At 71.3% G+C, this 18,451-nt stretch carries 17 protein-coding genes; 10 read left to right on the top strand and 7 right to left on the bottom strand.

Going from position 1 to position 18,451, the window contains the following annotated elements; translation table 11 throughout:
* Positions 1-15 precede the first annotated feature (15 nt).
* Complete coding sequence (locus tag AB0B45_RS26395) at positions 16-855, bottom strand: SDR family oxidoreductase (RefSeq protein WP_358135415.1); 840 nt, start codon at positions 853-855, stop codon at positions 16-18.
* Between the two features lie 64 nt (positions 856-919).
* On the opposite strand from AB0B45_RS26395, the gene AB0B45_RS26390 reads away from it, so the two are divergent.
* Entirely contained in the window at positions 920-1,642 is a 723-nt protein-coding gene (locus AB0B45_RS26390) for a helix-turn-helix domain-containing protein (protein WP_358135412.1), read from the top strand.
* On the opposite strand, the gene AB0B45_RS26385 is transcribed toward AB0B45_RS26390, so the two are convergent.
* On the bottom strand, positions 1,639-3,072 hold the full coding sequence (locus AB0B45_RS26385) for a sulfatase (protein WP_358135409.1): 1,434 nt from the start codon (positions 3,070-3,072) through the stop codon (positions 1,639-1,641). The genes AB0B45_RS26390 and AB0B45_RS26385 overlap by 4 nt on opposite strands.
* A gap of 87 nt (positions 3,073-3,159) precedes the next feature.
* On the opposite strand from AB0B45_RS26385, the gene AB0B45_RS26380 reads away from it, so the two are divergent.
* Positions 3,160-4,149, top strand: coding sequence for an LLM class F420-dependent oxidoreductase (locus AB0B45_RS26380; protein WP_358135406.1), 990 nt, complete (start codon positions 3,160-3,162; stop codon positions 4,147-4,149).
* On the opposite strand, the gene AB0B45_RS26375 is transcribed toward AB0B45_RS26380, so the two are convergent.
* Both AB0B45_RS26375 and AB0B45_RS26370 read right to left on the bottom strand, forming a co-directional pair.
* Positions 4,146-6,065 (bottom strand): ABC transporter permease, encoded by a 1,920-nt coding sequence (locus tag AB0B45_RS26375; protein ID WP_358135403.1) that lies wholly within the window; start codon positions 6,063-6,065, stop codon positions 4,146-4,148. The genes AB0B45_RS26380 and AB0B45_RS26375 overlap by 4 nt on opposite strands.
* A gap of 8 nt (positions 6,066-6,073) precedes the next feature.
* Positions 6,074-6,751 carry an ABC transporter ATP-binding protein gene (locus tag AB0B45_RS26370; protein ID WP_358135400.1) on the bottom strand — a complete coding sequence of 226 codons (678 nt, stop codon included), beginning with the start codon at positions 6,749-6,751 and terminating at the stop codon, positions 6,074-6,076.
* A 142-nt stretch (positions 6,752-6,893) separates the two neighbouring features.
* Here AB0B45_RS26370 and AB0B45_RS26365 point away from each other — a divergent pair, with 142 nt between their 5' ends.
* The 3 genes from AB0B45_RS26365 to AB0B45_RS26355 all read left to right on the top strand — a co-directional run bounded on the left by AB0B45_RS26365 (position 6,894) and on the right by AB0B45_RS26355 (position 8,662).
* Positions 6,894-7,544 (top strand): response regulator transcription factor, encoded by a 651-nt coding sequence (locus AB0B45_RS26365; RefSeq protein ID WP_358135397.1) that lies wholly within the window; start codon positions 6,894-6,896, stop codon positions 7,542-7,544.
* A 67-nt stretch (positions 7,545-7,611) separates the two neighbouring features.
* The gene (locus AB0B45_RS26360) at positions 7,612-8,259 is read left to right on the top strand and encodes a DUF4328 domain-containing protein (RefSeq protein ID WP_358135394.1); all 648 of its coding nucleotides are present in this window, start codon (positions 7,612-7,614) and stop codon (positions 8,257-8,259) included.
* A 184-nt stretch (positions 8,260-8,443) separates the two neighbouring features.
* Positions 8,444-8,662, top strand: coding sequence for a hypothetical protein (locus AB0B45_RS26355; RefSeq protein ID WP_358135391.1), 219 nt, complete (start codon positions 8,444-8,446; stop codon positions 8,660-8,662).
* Between the two features lie 17 nt (positions 8,663-8,679).
* On the opposite strand, the gene dnaE is transcribed toward AB0B45_RS26355, so the two are convergent.
* The 3 genes from dnaE to AB0B45_RS26340 all read right to left on the bottom strand — a co-directional run bounded on the left by dnaE (position 8,680) and on the right by AB0B45_RS26340 (position 13,810).
* The gene (dnaE, locus tag AB0B45_RS26350; RefSeq protein ID WP_358135744.1) at positions 8,680-12,729 is read right to left on the bottom strand and encodes a DNA polymerase III subunit alpha; all 4,050 of its coding nucleotides are present in this window, start codon (positions 12,727-12,729) and stop codon (positions 8,680-8,682) included.
* Positions 12,729-12,995, bottom strand: a complete 267-nt coding sequence (locus AB0B45_RS26345) for a DUF6504 family protein (RefSeq protein WP_358135388.1) — start codon at positions 12,993-12,995, stop codon at positions 12,729-12,731. Before AB0B45_RS26345 ends, dnaE begins: the two co-directional genes overlap by 1 nt.
* A gap of 83 nt (positions 12,996-13,078) precedes the next feature.
* Entirely contained in the window at positions 13,079-13,810 is a 732-nt protein-coding gene (locus AB0B45_RS26340) for a GntR family transcriptional regulator (protein ID WP_358135386.1), read from the bottom strand.
* A gap of 135 nt (positions 13,811-13,945) precedes the next feature.
* Here AB0B45_RS26340 and AB0B45_RS26335 point away from each other — a divergent pair, with 135 nt between their 5' ends.
* The 5 genes from AB0B45_RS26335 to AB0B45_RS26315 are packed head-to-tail and all read left to right on the top strand — an operon-like array spanning position 13,946 to position 18,451.
* On the top strand, positions 13,946-15,064 hold the full coding sequence (locus AB0B45_RS26335; RefSeq protein WP_358135383.1) for an extracellular solute-binding protein: 1,119 nt from the start codon (positions 13,946-13,948) through the stop codon (positions 15,062-15,064).
* Positions 15,064-15,876 carry an ABC transporter permease subunit gene (locus AB0B45_RS26330; protein ID WP_358135380.1) on the top strand — a complete coding sequence of 271 codons (813 nt, stop codon included), beginning with the start codon at positions 15,064-15,066 and terminating at the stop codon, positions 15,874-15,876. Before AB0B45_RS26335 ends, AB0B45_RS26330 begins: the two co-directional genes overlap by 1 nt.
* 10 nt (positions 15,877-15,886) lie before the next feature.
* Positions 15,887-16,747: an ABC transporter permease subunit gene (locus tag AB0B45_RS26325; protein ID WP_358135378.1), complete on the top strand. Its 861-nt coding sequence runs from the start codon at positions 15,887-15,889 to the stop codon at positions 16,745-16,747.
* A complete protein-coding gene (locus tag AB0B45_RS26320) occupies positions 16,744-17,823 on the top strand; it encodes an ABC transporter ATP-binding protein (RefSeq protein WP_358135375.1) in 1,080 nt (359 codons plus the stop codon). The genes AB0B45_RS26325 and AB0B45_RS26320 overlap by 4 nt, the downstream gene beginning before the upstream one ends.
* Complete coding sequence (locus tag AB0B45_RS26315; RefSeq protein WP_358135372.1) at positions 17,813-18,451, top strand: HAD family phosphatase; 639 nt, start codon at positions 17,813-17,815, stop codon at positions 18,449-18,451. The genes AB0B45_RS26320 and AB0B45_RS26315 overlap by 11 nt, the downstream gene beginning before the upstream one ends.

The following is an 18,451-nucleotide window of genomic DNA, read 5'->3' as shown; positions in this document are numbered from 1 at the left end:
CCCGCGGCCTGGAGATCACTCGAAGGCGGCGCGGTGGTCGCGGACCCAGTCGGCGAAGCTCAGCGGGGCCCGCCCGAGCACGGCCGCCACGTCCCCGCTGAGCCGGGCGGCATTCCCCGCCGCGAGGAAAGCGAACCCCGTCATCGCGACCTCCACGAAGAACGGGTCGGCCCCCGAGGCCAGCATTCCCTCCTTCGCCGCCTCCAGCGGCACCGCGACCGTCTCCACCCGCCTGCCGAGCGCCTGCCCGATCTGGTCGGCCTGCTCCGGCACGCTGATCACCTCGGGCCCCGTGAGCTCATAGGTCCTTCCTTCATGCGCGCTTCCCGTCAGCGCCTCGACCGCCACCTGCGCCACGTCGCGCGGGTCGACGATGCCCTGCCCGCCCTGCCCCGTCATGTTGGGGATAGGCTCGCCCGCCCTGACCGACTGCGCCCACATCAACGCGTTGGAGGCGAACCCGGCGGGGCGCAGGATCGTCCACGCCATCCCGCTCTCCCTGATGGCCCGCTCTCCGTGGTGATGCCAGGAGCGCACGTCCTTCTCGTCGGTCGTCTCGCCCGTGCCGAACGCCGAGATCTTCACGATCTTCTTCACGCCCGCCCGCTTGGCCGCCTCGACCAGGGCGAGGTCGTGGTCGGCCAGCGACCGGCCGAACGCCGTCAGCGCCAGCACGGTGTCGGCGCCGTCCAGCGCCCTGTCCAGCGACGCGGGGTCGGCGAAGTCGCCCGCCACGCCGTACGTGCTCAGTTTGGAGGGGTCGCGGGTCATCGCGCGCGTCGGCTCGCCCCTCTCGGTCAACAGTCTGACGACTTCACTTCCGATGGTGCCCGTGGCACCGGTGACCAGGATCATGCCCCCTACGCTGCCGCCCGGAGGCCGCGCGCTGATAGGAAAAATCGGCACCTAGGCTGGGGCCATGAGCGTCTGGGTCGAGGAGAACAGCGAGACGGCGGCCGACGGCGAGGGCGGGGTGCACGTGCGCGAGCCGGATCCCGCCACCATGCTGGCCTTCCGCACCACCCTCGAAGGGCGCAGCGACCTCATGGTGCTCGGCCCGCGCACCCGGGCCACCTATCTCGCCCCGAAGGAACTGTCCCGCTGCGTCACCGTGCGGCTGCGTCCAGGCAGGGCGCGTGCGGCGCTCGGGGTGCCGGTCACCGAACTGGTGGACAGGATCGTGCCGCTGCGCGAGCTGTGGGGGCCCGCGGCCGATCGGCTGGCCGAGGAAGCGGCGGCCGCTCCCGGCGGCGAGGCGGACCTGATCGAGACGGCCCTGCTCGACCGGCTCGCCGCCGCCGCGCCCTCCGACCTCTCCCAGGCCGCGCTCCTGCACGCGGCCGCCGACCGCCTGCCGTTCTCCAGGGTCCCGGACGTGGCCAGGGACCTCGGCATCAGCGAGCGCCACCTGCGGACGCTGTTCACGAGCGGGGTCGGGGTGCCGCCCAAGCGGTTCGCCCGCCTCGACAGGGTGCGCGGCGTGCTGGCCCGCGCCACGACGGGCGGCTGGGCCGCGCTCGCCGCCGACGCGGGCTACTACGACCAGTCCCACCTGACGGCCGAGTTCCGCTCGGTGATGGGCGTCTCCCCCGCCGCCTTCGTCGCGGGCGAGCTGCCCGCCGCCATCACCTGCTCGGCCTAACCTCCCCACACGTCGGCCGTACGGCAGGTCGGGCCCGAGCACGTCCGCATCAGGTCCAGGCGCGCCTGGAGATCGCGCAGCAGCGCTGGATCGGCGGTCGCGGCCAGGTTGTTCAGCTCGTGGGGGTCGGTGGTCAGGTCGTAGAGCTGCGTCTCCCCCGTCACGTACCTCACATAGGTGTGCGTGGCGGTGCGCAGCGCCGTGTAGGCGGGCACGCGCGTCTGCTCGGCCAGGCTGGCGTTGGTCGGCCTGGCGAACTCGATCAGCGCGTTGCGCCGCCACTCCGGCGGGCTGGCGCCGCGCAGCAGGGGGACGAGCGAGCGCCCTTCACAGAAGGCCGGCGGCGCCACTCCGGCGAGTTCGGCGAAGGTGGGGGCGTAGTCGACGGTCTGGACCATGGCGCCGATCGTGGAGCCGGGCGCGATGCCTGGACCGCGCACCACCAGCGGCACCTTGATGGCCTCCTCGAACGGCGTGGTCTTGCCCTGGCGCAGGCGGTGCGTCCCGAGGTGGAAGCCGTTGTCGGAGGCCAGGAAGATGTAGGTGTTGTCGAGTTTGCCCGCCGCCTGGAGGGCGCCGACGACGGTGTTGACCATGTCGTCGACACCGAGCATGGCCCTCAGCCTCGACCTGTAGCGCTCGTCGATGTGCTCCGCGCCTGACGGGCCGATCCTGGGCAGCTCGCGCATCCACATCGGTTCCTTCGAGACGTCGGGCTGGTCGAAGGACGGAGGGCGCGGCGCCTTCGCTTCGGGGAAGGCGTCCGCGTGGCGGCGGGCGGGGTTGGCCGGATTGTGCGGGGCGACGGGCGCCAGGTAGAGGAAGAACGGCTGGGGGCCCGGCGCGCTGACGAAGTCCTTCGCCTTGCGGGCGAGCACGTCCTCGAGGTAGTCCTCCTCGCCCCACGCGTAGTCGACGAGTTCCCCGTTCTCGTTGAGCGTGTAGTCGTACTCCTCGTAGAGCCGCTTGACCGGCACGGCCCACTGGTCCCAGCCCGGGGGGACGTACGTCGCGGGCGCGCTGTCTCCCGGATAGTGGTTGAGGTACTTGCCCATCAGCCCGGTCCGGTAGCCCGCCCCTCGCAGCCAGGTGCCGATAGTGGAACGGTCCAGACCTGCGGTATAGAAGCGGTCGAATCCGCCTTCCGGCGCGGTGTTGGTCCAGACGGTGTGGCTGTGCACGTACTGCGAGCGCAGGATCGACGCCCTCGAAGGGCAGCACCAGGAGTTGGTGACGAAGGCGTGGTCGAAGGAGGCGCCCTGCCGTACCAGCTGGCTGGTGATGGTGGGGAAGTGCTCCAGCACGCCGTACTCGAGGTCGTCGGCCAGGATCAGCACGATGTTGGGCCGCGCTTCGCTCGCCGCGCCCGCCGGTACCGCTACGAGCGGGAGCAACAGCAGGAGCACGGCCAGACGACGCAACTGCTTCATCAGCACAGGCTGAACTTCCCCTGAACTCATTTCATTGACACCTGTCGGGACAATATTAGAACCTGTTCTCATTTAGGGAGGTATCGCATGAAGTTAGGCCTGAACCTGGGCTACTGGCAGCGTCAGGCCGACGACGCGACCGAGCTCGTACAGGCGGCCGAGCGCCTCGGATACGACTCGGTGTGGACCGCGGAGGCCTACGGCAGCGACGCCTTCACCCCGCTCGCCTGGTACGGCGCGCGCACCAGAAGGATCAAGCTCGGCACCTCGGTCGTACAGCTGTCGGCCCGCACGCCCGTCGCCACCGCGATGACCGCGATGACGCTCGACCACCTCACCGGCGGGCGGCTGCTGCTCGGCATCGGCGCTTCGGGGCCGCAGGTGGTGGAGGGCTGGTACGGCCAGCCGTTCCCGCGCCCCCTGGCCAGGACCCGCGAGTACGTCGAGATCATGCGCAAGGTCTGGCGGCGCGAGGAGCCGGTCGCGAACGAGGGCCCGCACTACCCGCTCCCGCTACCAGGCGGCCTGGGCAAGCCGCTGAAGCTCATCACGCATCCGCTGCGCCAGGACATCCCCGTCTACATCGGCGCGGAGGGCCCCAAGAACGTCGCGCTGGCCACCGAGATCGCCGAGGGCTGGCTGCCGCTGTTCACCTTCCCCTCGAAGATCTCCGAGCTCTACGGGAAGTTCCCCACGGGCTTCGAGGTCGCGGCGATGGTCATGGTCATGGTCACCGACGACGTCAGGGCCGCGCTCGACGGGGTGAAGATGATGCTCACCCTCTACATCGGCGGCATGGGCGCCAAGGCCCGCAACTTCCACGCCGACATCATCGGCAGGATGGGCTACGCGGAGGCCGCCGAGCGCATCCAGGCCCTCTACCTGGAAGGACGCAGGCAGGAGGCCTTCGACGCCATTCCCGACGAGCTGGCCGACGGCATCTCGCTCGTCGGCCCGCCCGGCAGGATCAGGGAACGGCTGGAGCTGTGGCGGGCCTCACCGGTGACGAACCTGCTGGTGATGGGCCCGCGCGACGAACGATCCCTGACGATCATCCGCGACCTGGTCCTCGGCTAGTCGGGACGCGGGGCGGGGTCGTCGGTCACCGAGCGCAGCAGCGGCCTGCTCAGCGCGCCCGCGCCGATCACGCCCGCGAACCCGGCGGTGACGCAGACCGCCAGCGTGATCGCGCCCGAGACGTTCGGCGAGGCCAGCATGAACGGCGAGGCGCAGAAGACGCCGACCGCGATCGCGCCGCCGCCCATCACCGTGAGCGGGATCAGCGTCTCCGACCTGCGCGCCTTGTCCAGCACCTCCAGCGGAGTGCCCGCCAGTCGTAGCAGCGCGTACGTCTGGCGGCGGTCCAGCACCGAGGAGGCGGAGGTGATTCCCGAGCTGGCGATCGCGACGAGGAAGGACACCGACAGCACGACCACGGTGCCCGTGGCGATGTCGTCGAGGAGCTGGCTGGTGAAGCGCTGCTCGTCGGCCTCGCTGGTGGCCGAATGCCCCGGAACGACCCCGTCCAGCGCCGTGCGCGCCTTGTCCACGTCGGCCTCGCCGACGGAGGCGATGACGAGCCCCTTCTCCTTCTTCACCGTGGCCTTCACGCCCGCCTTCTCCAGCCGCTCCCGCGCCTGGTCCGCGACCACGGCCACCTTGGCCTGGGGCACGGCGAGCATGAGCCGGCCGTCGGCGACGTGCCCCGCGAGCGCGTCTCCGGGACTGAGCAGCCCGAGGAAGCCCGCCACGAAGCCGGTCAGCGCCACACCGCTGACCGTCCGCCACGCCGAGCGAGGGTCGTCCACGAGCCTGCGGCCCGCCAGCAGCTTCGCGGGCCGCCTGGCGCGCTTCGCGGTGACCCTGCCGATGAGGCCGACGACCCACGGGCCGACCAGGTTGATGCACAGGAACGCCAGGCCGAGCACCACCGCGACCACGCCCACGCTGGCGCTCGTGCTGAGCATGGGCACCACGGCCAGCACCGCGAGCAGGGCCAGCACCCTGACGAACCGCATGGCAGGCGGCGTCTCCCGCTTGGCCACGCCGAGCGGGCTGACCACGACCCTGCGCAGGCCGACGATCGCCGACACTCCCACCAGCAGAGGTACGGCCAGCAGCACGCCGGCCGCCAGGAGCGGGTTCGGCAGCAGGTCGCCCGCGAACCACGGCCCCCCGCCGATCCTGATGGCGGTGAGCAGCGGGACCGCCGCGCCGTACAGGACGGTGCCGAGCACGGCCCCCGCGAACGCGACGATCACGGCCTCGGCCACGGTCATCGCGACCACCTGGCCAGGAGAGGCGCCCACCAGCCTGAGCGCGGCCAGGCGCTGGTCACGGCGGGCCACGGTCAGCCGCGCCGCGGCGCCGCCGAACACCAGCAGCGGCACCACCATGAGCACGCTGGCGATGAGCGCGAGGACGCGGTAGGCCTGCGCGTCCTCCGTCGGCGTGCCGGCGAGCGTCTCGACCTTGGTCGGCGGCACCCCGCCCCGCCCCGGCTCGCCGCGCGTGCCGGTCATGGCGGGGTCGTCGGCCCGGTGGCCGACCACCGCGACCAGTTCCCCCGGATGGACGAGGGCGGAGTCGCCCAGCACGCCCTTGACGTCCTCGTAGCGGTCGGCAAGCTGGTCGGCGGGCAGCCGCCTGGCCAGCTCCGCCAGCGCGGGCGACAACCATGTCTCGCCGGGAGCGGGGAAACGCGGCAGCCCAGGCGGCACGTCGGCCTTCGGGTCCAGCGCGGCCAGGTCCACGACGGTGATCTTCTTGTCCTGGACGTAGTCGTCCCTCGTCGCCTCGACAGCCGTCGCCTTGCCCGTCGTCTGGACCGGGTTGCGCCACGCGCCCCTTTCGGCGCGTCCCTGGAAGGCGAAGTTGGCCGAGACGGCGAACAGCAGCAGACCCGTGGAGATGACGACCGCGCCCAGCGTCAGCCAGGTGCCCAGCATGCCCCTGCGCCCTCCGCCCCTGAGCAGGCGCCAGGTGAGGCTCATGAGATTGCTCACTGGCTCACCGCGCTGTGCAGCAGGTTGCCGTCGCGGACCTCGACCGTACGGCCGCACCAGCCGGCCACGCCCGGGTCGTGGGTGACCACGATGAGCGAGGCGCCGTTGTGCTTGGTGGCCTCCACCAGCAGGCGCATCGTGTCGTGGCCGGTGTTCTGGTCGAGCGCGCCCGTGGGCTCGTCGGCGAACACCACGGCGGGCTTGGTCACCAGCGCCCTGGCGATCGCCACCCGCTGCGCCTGACCACCGGACAGCTCGCCCGGCCTGCGCCCCTCCATGCCGCCGAGGCCGAGCGGGCCGAACCACTGCCTCGCCTGCCGTACCGCGTCGGACCTCGACACGTTGCCGAGCATGAGAGGCAGCGCCACGTTCTCCTCGGCGGGCAGCTCGGGCAGGAGCTGGCCGAACTGGAACACGAACCCGAACCTGGTCCTGCGCAGGGCGCTGCGGTCGCGCTCCTTCATCGTGTCGATGCGCTGGCCGAGCAGGTGCACCTCACCCGCGTCCGGCTTCATGATCCCGGCCAGGCAGTGGAGCAGAGTGGACTTGCCCGAACCGCTCGGGCCCATGATCGCCACGGCTTCGCCCGCCTGGATGGTGATGTCCACGCCGTTCAGCGCCACCGTCTGGCCGAAGCGCTTGGCGAGCGCGCGGCCTGCAAGTACGTCGTTCATGCAGACGACCTTGCCGCGCGGACCCCGGCCGGCGGATCGGCCGTGCGTCCGATCGCCATCAGCCGATCGGCCGATCTCTCGCAACCCCGCCCCCTCGAAGGGCGGCTCATCCCACGATGATCGGAAAGTTAGGCTTTCCCGTGTGACGATTCGCGTGCTCATCGCCGACGACCAGGAACTTGTCCGCACCGGCTTCCAGATGATCCTCGACGCCCAGCAGGACATCGACGTCGTCGGCACCGTGGCCAACGGAGCCGACGCGGTCGAGGCGGCCAGGCGGCTGCGCCCCGACGTGTGCCTGCTCGACATCAGGATGCCCAAGCTCGACGGCATCGAGGTGACCAGGATCCTGGCGGGCCCGGGCGTCGAGAACCCCATGCGGGTGGTCATCGTCACCACCTTCGACCTCGACGAGTACGTCTACGGGGCGCTCCGCTCGGGCGCGACCGGCTTCCTGCTCAAGGACAGCGGCCCCACCCTGCTCATCGAGGCCGTCAGGGCCGCGGCCGCCGGCGACGCGCTGGTGTCACCGTCGGTGACCGTACGGCTGCTCCAACACCTCGCCCAGCCGGCCGTGGGCGCGGTCAGGTCGCTCAACGATCCGCTGACCGAGCGTGAGCTCGATGTCGTACGGCTGGTCGCCAGGGGCAGGACCAACCAGGAGGTGGCCGCGGAGCTGTTCGTGTCGCTGTCCACGGTCAAGACCCACCTCGGCAGCATCCAGGTCAAACTCGGGGCCAGGAACCGGGTGGAGATCGCGGCGTGGGCATGGGAGTCAGGCGTGGTCAGCTGATTAGCGAGGGGTCTGGCTGGATACATGTGAATCAGAACCTCAATGTGTGCCACGGGGGGAGAGATTCGTGCGCCATGCTCCTTCCGCGGCGAAGCGATCGGCTTCGGCGGTCTATGTGACCCTTGCCGCCCAGCTCGCCGCCATGACCGCTCTAGTGATCTTCGACCAGGTGCGCGGCAGGCGGCTCGCCGCCGAGATCGTCACGCTCGGTGGTGACGCGCGGGCGCCGGGGGCCGAGGCCGTGGTCGGGGCCGTCACGCTGTTCGCGGTGCTGATGATGCTGGCGGTCGGCACCCTGGCCGCGTCGGCGTCCGCCTACCTGACCTGGCTGGTCAGGGCCCGCCGCGCCAACAAGGGCGCCAGCCCTTCGGGGCCCGTGATGGCGGCGTGGCTGCTGCCCGGCGTCAACCTGATCGCGCCCGTCATGCTGGTCGACCAGGTGTGGAAGGGCGCCCGCCCGCCGTACGACCGGAGAGGGCGCTGGCTCGCGCTGGTGGCCACCTGGTGGGCGAGCTGGCTGACGGCGCTGGCGCTGGTGATGGTACGGCTGCCGCTGCGCGGGTCGTCGGGTGAACTGACCGGGCTGAGCGGGCTGGAGCTCGGCGTGACGGCGGTGGCGGCGCTGCTGTGCGCGTGCACGGTCCGCGAGGTCACCCGCGTCCAGACCGCCCCCTCCCGCCTTCACCACCTCACCCCGGCCCCGATGATCTCCTGACCTTTCGGATGCGGGGATGCGCTGCCTCCGTATGCCATCGCGTGCAGCCACAAGGTAACGCTCACTGATCCCCATCAGGTGGTCGCCGATCCCGCGCTCGCGGCGCTGTCCGTCATGGCTCATGGCGAGTGGAAAGAGGTCGGCGAGACCTGCCTGAAGGGGCTCAACGACCTCGATGACGATAATGGCTTCGGCCCCGGCGCGACGTGTGCTGGAGGCGTTGATGTCCACCTCGGCCTGGCTGGGCGAGGCCACGTTGCTGCTGACGTTGCTCGATGCGCGCGGCATCGCCGTCTCCGACGAGATCCGCGCGCGGATCACCTCCTGCTCCGATCCTGTGCAGTTCGACGTGTGGACGCGGCGCGCCGCCGTGGCCAGTTCGGCGGACGAGGTCTTCGAGTAGGCGCCTGCCGGGCGGGGTCAGGCGGCTTGGGTTGGGCCGGAGCTGCCCTGGCTGGCGTGCCAGAGCCGGCGGGGCGGGGTGACGACGCCGGGCGTGGGGCCGATGTCGGAGTAGGGCGAGATGCGGTAGCCGTTCGCGTACTCGATGGTGCGCCCGCCGACGCCCTCCGTGTGGGCCCCTCGCCTGTCGAGCAGCGCGAGGACCGCCTCCAGGCCGTTCGCGCGCCACGCGGCGTCGAGGTCCACGAGGTTCCAGCAGTCGACGGCCCGCATGGAGATCGCTCGGGTGCCCGTGCGGCGGATCACTCCCCTGGCGACCATCAGCCACGACCCGAACACCGTCGAGGCGCACCTGCCCTGCACCGACTCGAAGAAGGTCAGGTCGACGGGCCCGGTGGAGTCGTCGAGGGTGGTGAAGATGACCCGCCGGCCCGACCGCACCGCAGGAGTCTGGGTGGCGACCTTGACCCCCGCCACCAGGACCTCCGCGCCGTTGCGCTGGGCGAGCAGATCCTTGGAACGCACCACCCCGATGGCGTCGAGCAGCGCGTCGTGGAAGCTCATCACGTGGCGGCTGATGTCGATGCCGAGGATCTCCAGCTCCGCCTCGACCATCTCGGTCTCCGTCATCTCAGGGAGCTCGCCGGGCTCGATGCGCTCGGCGAACCCCAGGGGCAGCTGTACGGCGAGCGGCTCGTCCATCCGCGGCTCCTCGGCCACGGCGGTCGTCGCCGTTTCGCCTCTCGCCTGCGCCTTCCCCTGATGGCGCGACGACCTCCCCTGCCGCGCCGCCGACGCGCGGCTCCCGTCGGACCCCGCCCTGCCCGAGAAGTCGGAACCCGCTCTGCCCGAGGAGTCCCCGGATCCCGTCCTGCCCGAGGAGCCGGCGAAGCCGTCCCGTGAGCGCGCAGTCCCGGGAGAAACGCCGCCCGCGGGTGGCGTGTAGCCCTTGCGGGGCGGAGGACCGGTCTTGACGCCCGAGGCGGAGGCCCGCTCCAGCACCCCCACCTGGGCGATCAGGTCGCGCCTCGTCAGCTCCCCCGGCCGCCAGCGCGGGCCGCCTGGCCGCAGCGAGTGGAGCGCGTCGAACCCGCCCACCTGGACCAGCCGTTCGATGACCGGACGCGAGGGCCTGGCCCTGTCCCAGAAGTCGGCGAGCGAGGTGTAGGGCCGGCCCGCCACCATCCTGTCGACCTCCGCCTCGCTCACTCCCTTGACCGCGGAGAACGGCACGCGCAAGCCGTACCCTCGGCCGAGCTCCTCGGCCTTGAAGTCGCGCACCCGCCGCCGGTAGTCGGCGCCATCCAGGGAGGAGGGCTGGACGCTGACGCGCAGCGGCGGCGGGCCGACGCGTTCGACGGTCCAGTGCTTGGCCGACTTGTTGACGTCCAGGGGAAGGATCATCACCCCGCACTGCCTGGCCTCGTCGATGATCACCCGCTGCGGGTACATGCCGGGCTCGTGGGTGAGCACCCCGGCGAAGAAGGCGGCCGCGTGGTGCCGCTTGAGCCAGGCCGACTGGTAGGTCGGCAGTGCGAAGGCCGCCGCGTGGGCCTTGCAGAACCCGAAGGCGCCGAAGGCGTCCAGCACCTGCCATGCCCGTTCCACCGTCGCCTGGTCGTACTCGGGCAGCACGTTGGCGAGGAACCACCGCCGCGACGCCTCGCGCCGGACGGGGTCGCCGAGGCTGCGCCGTATCTTCTCCGCCTCGGACAGCCCTGCGCCGGTCATGGCGTCGATGACCTTCAGGACCTGTTCGTGGAAGACGACGACCCCGTTGGTCTCGGCGAGGGCCGCGCGCAGGCGGGGGTGCGGGTAGGAGGCGGCCCGCCAGCCGTGCCGCGACTCCAGATAGGGCGTGACCATGTCGGAGTTGACGGGCCCCGGCCTGAACAGCGAGATGTCGACGATCAGGTCGTCCATCGTGCGGGGCTCCAGCTTGGCGACCAGCTCGCGCTGCCCTGGCGACTCGATCTGGAAGCAGCCGAGCGTACGGCTGGCGCAGATCATGTCGTAGGTCCGCTCGTCGTCCTGCGGGACGGCGTCGAGCTCGACGTCCACGTCGTCGACCCGCTTGATCTCGGTCAGCGTGTAGGCCATCGCCGACTGCATCCGCACGCCGAGCACGTCGAGCTTGAGCAGCCCCGCCTCCTCCACGTCGTCCTTGTCGAACTGCGACATGGGGAAGTCGAGCGCGCTGCGCTCGACGGGGGTGCGGTCGCGCAGGCCCGCGTTGCCGACCAGCACCCCGCACGGGTGCAGCGCGATGTGCCTGGGCAGCCCGTCGAGCTTCTCCGCCAGCTCGAACACCCTGCCGAGCCCGGACTCGTCGAGCCTGCTCTCGCGCAGCTCGGGCAGGTCCTTCAGCGAGGCGGTGATCTGGCGGGCGCGGATGTGCGGGAACGCCTTGGCGATGGCGTCGATCTCGTGCGGCGGCAGGCCCATCGCGCCGCCCACGTCGCGCAGGGCGCTGCGGGCCCGGTAGGTCTCCATCATGGACACGCAGGCCACGCGCGACTCGCCGTACATGTCGTAGATCGCCTTGTAGCAGTCGAGGCGGCGCGCGGACTCCACGTCGATGTCGATGTCGGGCAGGCCGATGCGACCCTCGGACAGGAAGCGCTCCATGAGCAGGCCGTGGTGGAGCGGGTTCACCTCGCCGATGCCGATGAGGTAGTTGACCAGGCTGCCCGCGCCCGAGCCGCGGATGGCGCAGCGGATGCCCATGTGCCGGATCTGGTCGGTGATGCCGACGACGGCCATGAAGTATCCGGACAGCCGTTTCTTCTCGATGATGGCCAGCTCGGCTTCGAGGCGGTCGCGGGCCTCCCCCGACCCGCGCAGGCCCCGGTCGGCGAGCCCGTCCTCGCAGCGGTGGCGCAGCAGCGGGACCGGGTCCCTGCCGATCTCGGGCAGGTGCAGGTCGGGCGGGTCGCTGCTCAGGGCGAGCAGCCGCCTCGGGTCGATCACGCACGCCTCGGCGAGGGCGCGCGTGGTGTACAGGAGCCTGTTGGCGCGCGACTGGTCGCCGCCGCAGATCTTGTGGGCGACCCTGCGCATCTCGTCGCCGCCCTTGAGGTAGGCGTGGGAGGTGCTCCTGTCCAGGTGGCGGGGGTGCAGGGGGACGAGCTGGCGCGCCGCGTCGAGCACGTCGCCCACCTGGTGGTCGGCGGGGTCGAGGTACCTGACCGCGTTCGTGAGTACGGCGGGCACGCCGAACTCCTCGGCGAGGGAGAGCATGCGGACGGCGGTGGTGGCGTCGCGGTAGCCGTACTGGTCGACCAGCTCGATCACCACGCCGCGCACCTGGGAACGCCAGAGGTTCAGCAGCGCCCTGGCCTGCTCGTCGCGCCTGGCGGCCACCGCGCGGCCCACGTCGGACCTCGGCCCGAGCAGCACGACCAGCCCGTCGTCCGCGCCGAACGCCCCGCCCCTCTCCCTTCCGCCCGGACGGCCCGTCGGCGCGGTCCTGGGCCTCGCCTGGTTCGCGGCGGGGGTGGTGAGGCCGGCGCCCTGGGGCCTCGCCGGGTCCTGGGCGGGGCTGCCGGAGCCCGCGGCCCATTCGGCGACCAGGTCGCGGGTCACCTGCGGCTCGCCGCGGGCGCCGGCGTAGTGGGCGGCGGTGACCAGGCGGCACAGCCTGGACCACCCGCCGGAGCGGGCCAGCACGGTGACCCTGTCCTCGGCGTCGGGCCCGGTCCGCGGGCGCGCCTCCCGCGGACCGGAAGCGGGCACTCGGCCACCTGGCCCGCGACCGCCGGAGGCTCCACCGGGAGCGGCGGACCTGTGCGAGCCGGACAGTGGCCCGTAGGCGGCAGGGTCGCCCGGCGGAACGGGGTCGAAGGCGGCGGCCGCGTCGAGCGCGAAGTCGACGCCGAACACCGGCGAGATCCTCGCGTCCATGCAGGCCTGGGCGTGCTTGAGCGCCCCGTAGAGCCCGTCGCGGTCGGTCAGCGCGAGGATGTCCATCCCGTGCTCGGCCGCCCGCCGTACCAGGGCTTGGGGGAAGGCGGTGCCGTACCGCATCGAGTAGGCGGAGCTCACGTGCAGGTGCGGGAAGGAGAGCATCAGTCCCACGCCCTCAGCAGCAGCCAGCCCCCGCCGGCGGTGTCGAAGCGCAGCTCGTAGGAGCCGCGCTCACGCCCCGGACTGGCCTCGACGCGCCAGAACCGGCGTTCGCCCGGGTCGCCTTCGCTGGTCTTCCACCATTCACGGGCCACCACCCACTGGTCGAGGACGCGACGAACGAGGTAGAGCCGATCACGCCAGACGAACTGGGTCGGCTGGCCCTCCCTGGTCCACACCTCTATCGGATCGCCGTAGAGTCTGCTCAAGACGCTTCTTCTCCCCGTGGCTCTGGGTCACTTGCTGAGCCACCCGGGGGAAGTCGGGCGCTACTTCGAGCATATGTTCGAAGTCATGGGAGCGCAAGCCGAGTGAGCGGGTTGGCGCCGATCGAGTTGCGGATGCTGAAGGCGACGCTGCCGGCCCTGTAGCGGTCGTCCGACCACTCGACGGGGCGGCCCTCCTGGGTGGTGGTGATCCTGCGCTGGCGCAGGAGCGGGCTGCCGCGCCTGACCCCGAGCAGGCGGGCGTCCTCGGTGCCCGCCGCGACCGCGTCGATGAGGTGCTCGCCGTAGGCGAAGACCAGGCCGACCCGGTCGTAGAGCGCCTGAGTGACCGACTCGCAGTCGGAGGGCAGCGCCTCGACGGCGGGGGCGATCCACGAGGCGTAGACGGTCCGCTCCAGCAGCACGGGCTCGCCCTCCAGTGTGCGCAGCCTGAGCACCTCGAGCACCTCGGTGGTGCTGAGCCTGACCGCCTCCGCGGGACCCGCCCTGCGGCGGCGCTGGCCGAGCACCTCGCCGCCCACCGTGTGCCCCTTGGACTTGGCCCACTGGGCGAAACTGTGCAGCTCGGCGAAGCTCTGGCTGCGCTCGCCGCCCAGCACGATGCGCCGCGCGCCCTGGCGCGAGCCCACCAGGCCCTCCGCGGCCAGTACGGCCACGGCCTGCCGTACGGTGCCCCTGGCCGCCGAATAGCGCGCAGCGAGCTCCGCCTCCGAAGGCAACTGGGCACCTACAGGGTGAACACCTGCGAGAATCTCGTCACGCAGCTCAGCGGCGATGTGTTCATAGCGCGCGGCCATTCACGACCCCTCCCGTTCATGAAAAAGCAACGTTTATGCGACTTACTAGGTCTGGCCTTGTTTGTACAAGTTCCCCTAAGTTTTAGCCACACCCCAGAGAGTGGAGGCGACGTGTCCACACCTCGCATCGCAGGCTTGATCGCAGCTCTAACGGTAGTGACCGCGGCGTGCGGCGCCGCACCGACCGCCCAGGCGCCGACGACGGCGGGCGGGGTGAGCGCCGCGACGGCGACCTCCGCCGCCCAGCTCGGCGGTCTCGACAAGCTCGTCGAGGCGGCCAAGAAGGAGGGCGACCTGCATGTCATCGCCCTTCCGCCCGACTGGGCGAATTACGGCGAGATCATCAAAAAGTTCGAAGAAAAGTACGGCATCAAGGTCGAGAGTGAGAACCCGGACGCCTCCAGCGCCGACGAGATCAACGCGGTGAAGACCCGCAAGGGGCAGGACCGCGCGCCCGACGTGCTGGACGTCGGTCAGGCCTTCGGCTTCAGCGGCGCCAAGGAGGGCCTGTACGCGGCCTACAAGGTGCAGAGCTGGGACAAGATCCCCGATGGCCAGAAGGACCCGAACGGCCTGTGGGTCAACGACTACGGCGGCTACGTCTCCATCGGCTGCGACGCCAAGAAGATCGGCACCTGCCCCAAGACCTTCGCCGACCTGCTCAAGCCCGAGTACAAGGGCAAGGTCGCGTTGAACGGCAACCCGAACAAGTCGGGCTCGGCCTTCGCCGGCGTGTGGGCGGCCTCGCTGTCCCAGAGCGGCTCGCTCGACGACATCGGCCCCGGCGTGCAGTTCTTCAAGAAGCTGAAGGACGTCGGCAACTACAACCCGGTCGAGTCCACGCCCGCCACGGTCGAGAAGGGCGAGACGCCCATCAGCATCGACTGGGACTACCTCAACGCCGGATACCGCGAGCAGTTCCTGCCCAAGGGCCTCGACTTCCAGGTGGCGGTGCCGTCCGACGGCATCTACGCCCAGTACTACGTGCAGGCCGTCAACAAGGACGCCCCGCACCCTGCCGCCGCGCGGCTGTGGATGGAGTTCCTCTACAGCGTCGAGGGTCAGAACCTGTGGCTCAAGGGCGGCGCCCGCCCGGTGCTGATGCCCGCGATGACGGCTGACGGCACCATCGACAAGGCGCTGGCCGACAAGCTGCCGCCGGTCGAGGGTGAGCCCAAGTTCCCGACCGAGGAGCAGGTCACCAAGGCCAAGGAAGACCTGGCCAAGACCTGGGACGCGGCTGTCGCGGGCTGATGAGGCGCATCCTCGGCGCGCTGCCGCTGCTCCTCTTCGTCGCGCTGGCCTTCGGGATCCCCGCCATCGCCATGGTGGCGGGGGCCTTCACCGTGGAGGGCTCGCCGGGGCTCGGCAACCTGGCGCTCACCCTGCAGGGCGGCTACCTGCTCGCGCTCGGCAACAGCGTGAAGCTGTCGGCCGTGGTGGCGCTGCTGGGCGCGGTGCTGGGCACCTTCCTCGCCCAGGCCGTGGTCACCTCCCGCTCCACCGTGCTGCGCGAGGCCGTGCTGACCGCTTCGGGCGTGCTGGCCAACTTCGGCGGCGTGCCGCTGGCCTTCTTCTGGGTGGCCACGCTCGGCAACTCGGGCGTGGTAAGCGGGCTGCTGGACCTGCCCTCGGGCTCGCTGTTCACCTTCTGGGGCCTGGCCTTGGTCTACCTGTACTTCTCCGTGCCGCTCATGGTGCTGGTCATCGCGCCGGCTCTGGACGGCCTGCGCCCGCAGTGGCGTGAGGCGGCCGCCAACAACGGCGCCACGACCTGGCAGTACTGGCGGTACGTGGCCCTGCCGGTGCTGACCCCTGGGCTGCTCGGCGGCGTGGTGCTGCTGTTCGGCTCGGCGTTCGCCGCGTACGCCACCGCCTCGGCGATGGGCGCGGGCACCGTGCTGCCGCTGGTCACCCTGAAGATCGCCGCCGCCCTCTCCGGCGACGTGCAGACCGGCTTCGAGAACATCGGCCTGGCGCTCAGCCTGGACATGGTCCTGGTCGCCGCGCTGGTCATGGCGGTCTACCTGCCGCTGCAGAGAAGGAGCACCCGATGGCTGCAGTGAGGTGGACGGCATGACCACGCTCGCGCCCGTCGCACCGGTCCCCGAGACCGCCCCAGCCGCGCGGTCCCGCCAGGGCAGGCCCCGCCTCTGGCGCGGGTTCGTCTTCGCGCTGGCGGCCCTGTACTTCCTCGTCCCGCTCGCCGCGTCCTTCTGGTTCACGATCCACAACGAGACCACGGGCGTCTCGTTCGCTCCCTACGTGGAGCTGTGGACGGCCGAGGGCTTCCTGCCCAGCCTGCTGCTGTCCCTCGGGCTGGCCGCGGCCACGATCGTGCTGGTGCTGCTGCTCACGCTGCCCGCCATGATCGCGGTACGGCTGGCCGTACCGCGGCTGCGTCCCGTCATGGAGGTGATCTGCACGCTGCCGCTGGTGGTGCCGCCGATCACGTTCGTGGCGGGGGTGAGCAGGTCGCTCCAGGTGGGCGGCGAGGTGCTCGCGCCGACGCCGTTCTGGGCCACGCTGAACGCGGTACAGAACCAGGACTTCCCGCTCGTGCTCGTGTTCGTCTACGTCATGCTCGTGCTGCCCTTCGTCTACCGTTCGCTGGACGCCGGGCTGCGCACGATGGACGTGCGGACGCTGGTCGAGGCAGCCCGCAACCTGGGCGCCTCGTGGCCGCACGTGATGCTCGGGGTGATCGTCCCCAACCTGCGCTCCGCGCTGGCCAGCGCCGCCTTCCTGACCCTGGCCCTGGTGCTGGGCGAGTACACGGTGGCCAGCATCCTCGGGTACCAGCCGTTCGCCGTCTGGATCGTCACGATCTCGGGGTCCAAGGGACAGCTGTCCGTCGCCGTCTCCGTGCTCAGCCTCCTGCTGACCTGGCTGCTGCTGCTCACCGTGTCCGGTGTTTCACGAAAGAAGGGCCAATGACCGCCCGGTTGGAGTTCAAGGGCCTGCGCCGCGTGTTCGGCAAGACGGTCGCGCTCGACGGATTCGACCTCACGATCGAGCCGGGCGAACTGGTCGCCCTGCTCGGCCCCTCGGGCTGCGGCAAGACGACCGCGCTGCGCTGCGTGGCGGGGTTCGAGCGTCCCGACGAGGGCGCCGTGCTGATGGACGGCAAGGACATCACGGGCGTGCCCGCCAACAAGCGTGACGCGGGCATGGTGTTCCAGTCCTACTCGCTGTTCCCCAACCTCAACGCGGCCGAGAACGTCGCCTTCGGCCTGCGGGTCCGCAAGACCCCGCTGGCCGCTCGCAGGGAGCGGGCGCTGGAGCTCCTGGAGCTGGTCGGCCTGCCCTCGCACGCCGACCGCTACCCGCACCAGCTGTCGGGCGGCCAGCAGCAGCGTGTCGCCCTGGCTCGCGCGCTGGCGCTGTCGCCGCGCGTGCTGCTGCTGGACGAGCCGCTGTCCGCGCTGGACGCCAAGGTCCGCGTCGCCCTCCGGGAGGAGATCCGCCGCCTGCAGCTCGACCTGGGCATCACCACGATCTTCGTGACGCACGACCAGGAGGAGGCGCTGTCGGTCGCCGACCGCGTCGCCGTCCTGAAGAGCGGGCGCCTGGAGCAGTGCGGCACGCCGGCCGAGGTCTACGACCGGCCCGCCACGCCGTTCGTGGCCGAGTTCGTCGGCACCATGAACCACCTGCCGGGACGGGTCTCCGGCGACCAGGTGACGGTGCTCGGCCAGCTCCTGCCGATCGACGGCAAGGCGGACGGCACGGACGTCGACGTCCTCATCAGGCCTGAGGCCGTGCTCGTCGCCCCCTCGGGCGAGGGGCGGGCCGAGGTGATCACCGCCTCGTTCCGCGGCGCCTCGGTCAGGCTGCGGCTGTCCATGGAAGGCGGCGAGGTCCTCGCCGACGTCCCCGGACACGAGGCGGTACGGCTGGCGCCGGGCACGCGCGTATCCGTCCGCCTGGTCGAACGGCCCGTCCTCGTTTCGCCGCGCAGCACCACCACGCCCGCGCCCACTTCCGCGAAGGACGCCGCCGGTGCCGCCTGACACCGCCCCGCCCGACGCCGCCCCTGTCGACCCCGTCGTACCCGACGCCGTGCTGTTCGACATGGACGGCACGCTCGTGGACACCGAGGGCCTGTGGTGGGAGGCCACGGCCGACGTGGCGGCCTCGCTCGGGCGCACCCTCGGCCCCGACGACGTGCCGTACGTCCTCGGCAGAACGGTCGAGGACACGGCCGCCCACCTGCTCTCGCCCCCTGCCCCTGACGCGGTCGAGGCGGTCGCCGAGCGGCTCACCGAGTCGTTCGCCGACCGCATCAGGCAGGGTGTGCGCGTCATCGCGGGCGCCGCGGAGCTGCTGCGGGCGCTCGCCACGGAGGCCATCCCCACCGCCCTGGTCAGCGCCTCCCCCCGGTCGATCGTGGAGCTGGTGTTGCCCTCGCTCGACCACAGTTTCGCCGTCGTCCTGGCCGCCGAGGACACCCCGCGCGGCAAGCCGCACCCCGACCCGTACCTGGAGGCGGCCCGGCTGCTGGAGGCCGACCCGCGCCGCTGCGTCGCCGTCGAGGACAGCCCCACGGGCATCGCCGCCGCCACCGCCGCGGGGTGCAAGGTGCTGGTCGTTTCACCCTCAGCGGGACTGCCCGGTCTGCACTCGATGTCGCTAAGCTGA

The sequence above is a fragment of the Nonomuraea sp. NPDC049152 genome (assembly GCF_040648355.1).
In the GTDB taxonomy this organism is placed as follows: Bacteria; Actinomycetota; Actinomycetes; order Streptosporangiales; family Streptosporangiaceae; genus Nonomuraea.
Note: the sequence above shows the minus strand (reverse complement) of the source record. Positions and strands in the feature narration are given on the sequence as shown.

What these genes read in the sequence shown, in the direction of transcription:
- AB0B45_RS26325 (WP_358135378.1), top strand. Translation starts at nt 15,887, where the DNA reads ATGACCACGCTCGCGCCCGTCGCACCGGTCCCCGAGACCGCCCCAGCC.
- AB0B45_RS26320 (WP_358135375.1), top strand. Translation starts at nt 16,744, where the DNA reads ATGACCGCCCGGTTGGAGTTCAAGGGCCTGCGCCGCGTGTTCGGCAAG.
- AB0B45_RS26330 (WP_358135380.1), top strand. Translation starts at nt 15,064, where the DNA reads ATGAGGCGCATCCTCGGCGCGCTGCCGCTGCTCCTCTTCGTCGCGCTG.
- AB0B45_RS26375 (WP_358135403.1), bottom strand. Translation starts at nt 6,065, where the DNA reads ATGAGCCTCACCTGGCGCCTGCTCAGGGGCGGAGGGCGCAGGGGCATG.
- AB0B45_RS26395 (WP_358135415.1), bottom strand. Translation starts at nt 855, where the DNA reads ATGATCCTGGTCACCGGTGCCACGGGCACCATCGGAAGTGAAGTCGTC.
- AB0B45_RS26380 (WP_358135406.1), top strand. Translation starts at nt 3,160, where the DNA reads ATGAAGTTAGGCCTGAACCTGGGCTACTGGCAGCGTCAGGCCGACGAC.
- dnaE (WP_358135744.1), bottom strand. Translation starts at nt 12,729, where the DNA reads ATGCTCTCCTTCCCGCACCTGCACGTGAGCTCCGCCTACTCGATGCGG.
- AB0B45_RS26385 (WP_358135409.1), bottom strand. Translation starts at nt 3,072, where the DNA reads ATGAAGCAGTTGCGTCGTCTGGCCGTGCTCCTGCTGTTGCTCCCGCTC.
- AB0B45_RS26355 (WP_358135391.1), top strand. Translation starts at nt 8,444, where the DNA reads ATGGCTTCGGCCCCGGCGCGACGTGTGCTGGAGGCGTTGATGTCCACC.
- AB0B45_RS26340 (WP_358135386.1), bottom strand. Translation starts at nt 13,810, where the DNA reads ATGGCCGCGCGCTATGAACACATCGCCGCTGAGCTGCGTGACGAGATT.
- AB0B45_RS26390 (WP_358135412.1), top strand. Translation starts at nt 920, where the DNA reads ATGAGCGTCTGGGTCGAGGAGAACAGCGAGACGGCGGCCGACGGCGAG.
- AB0B45_RS26370 (WP_358135400.1), bottom strand. Translation starts at nt 6,751, where the DNA reads ATGAACGACGTACTTGCAGGCCGCGCGCTCGCCAAGCGCTTCGGCCAG.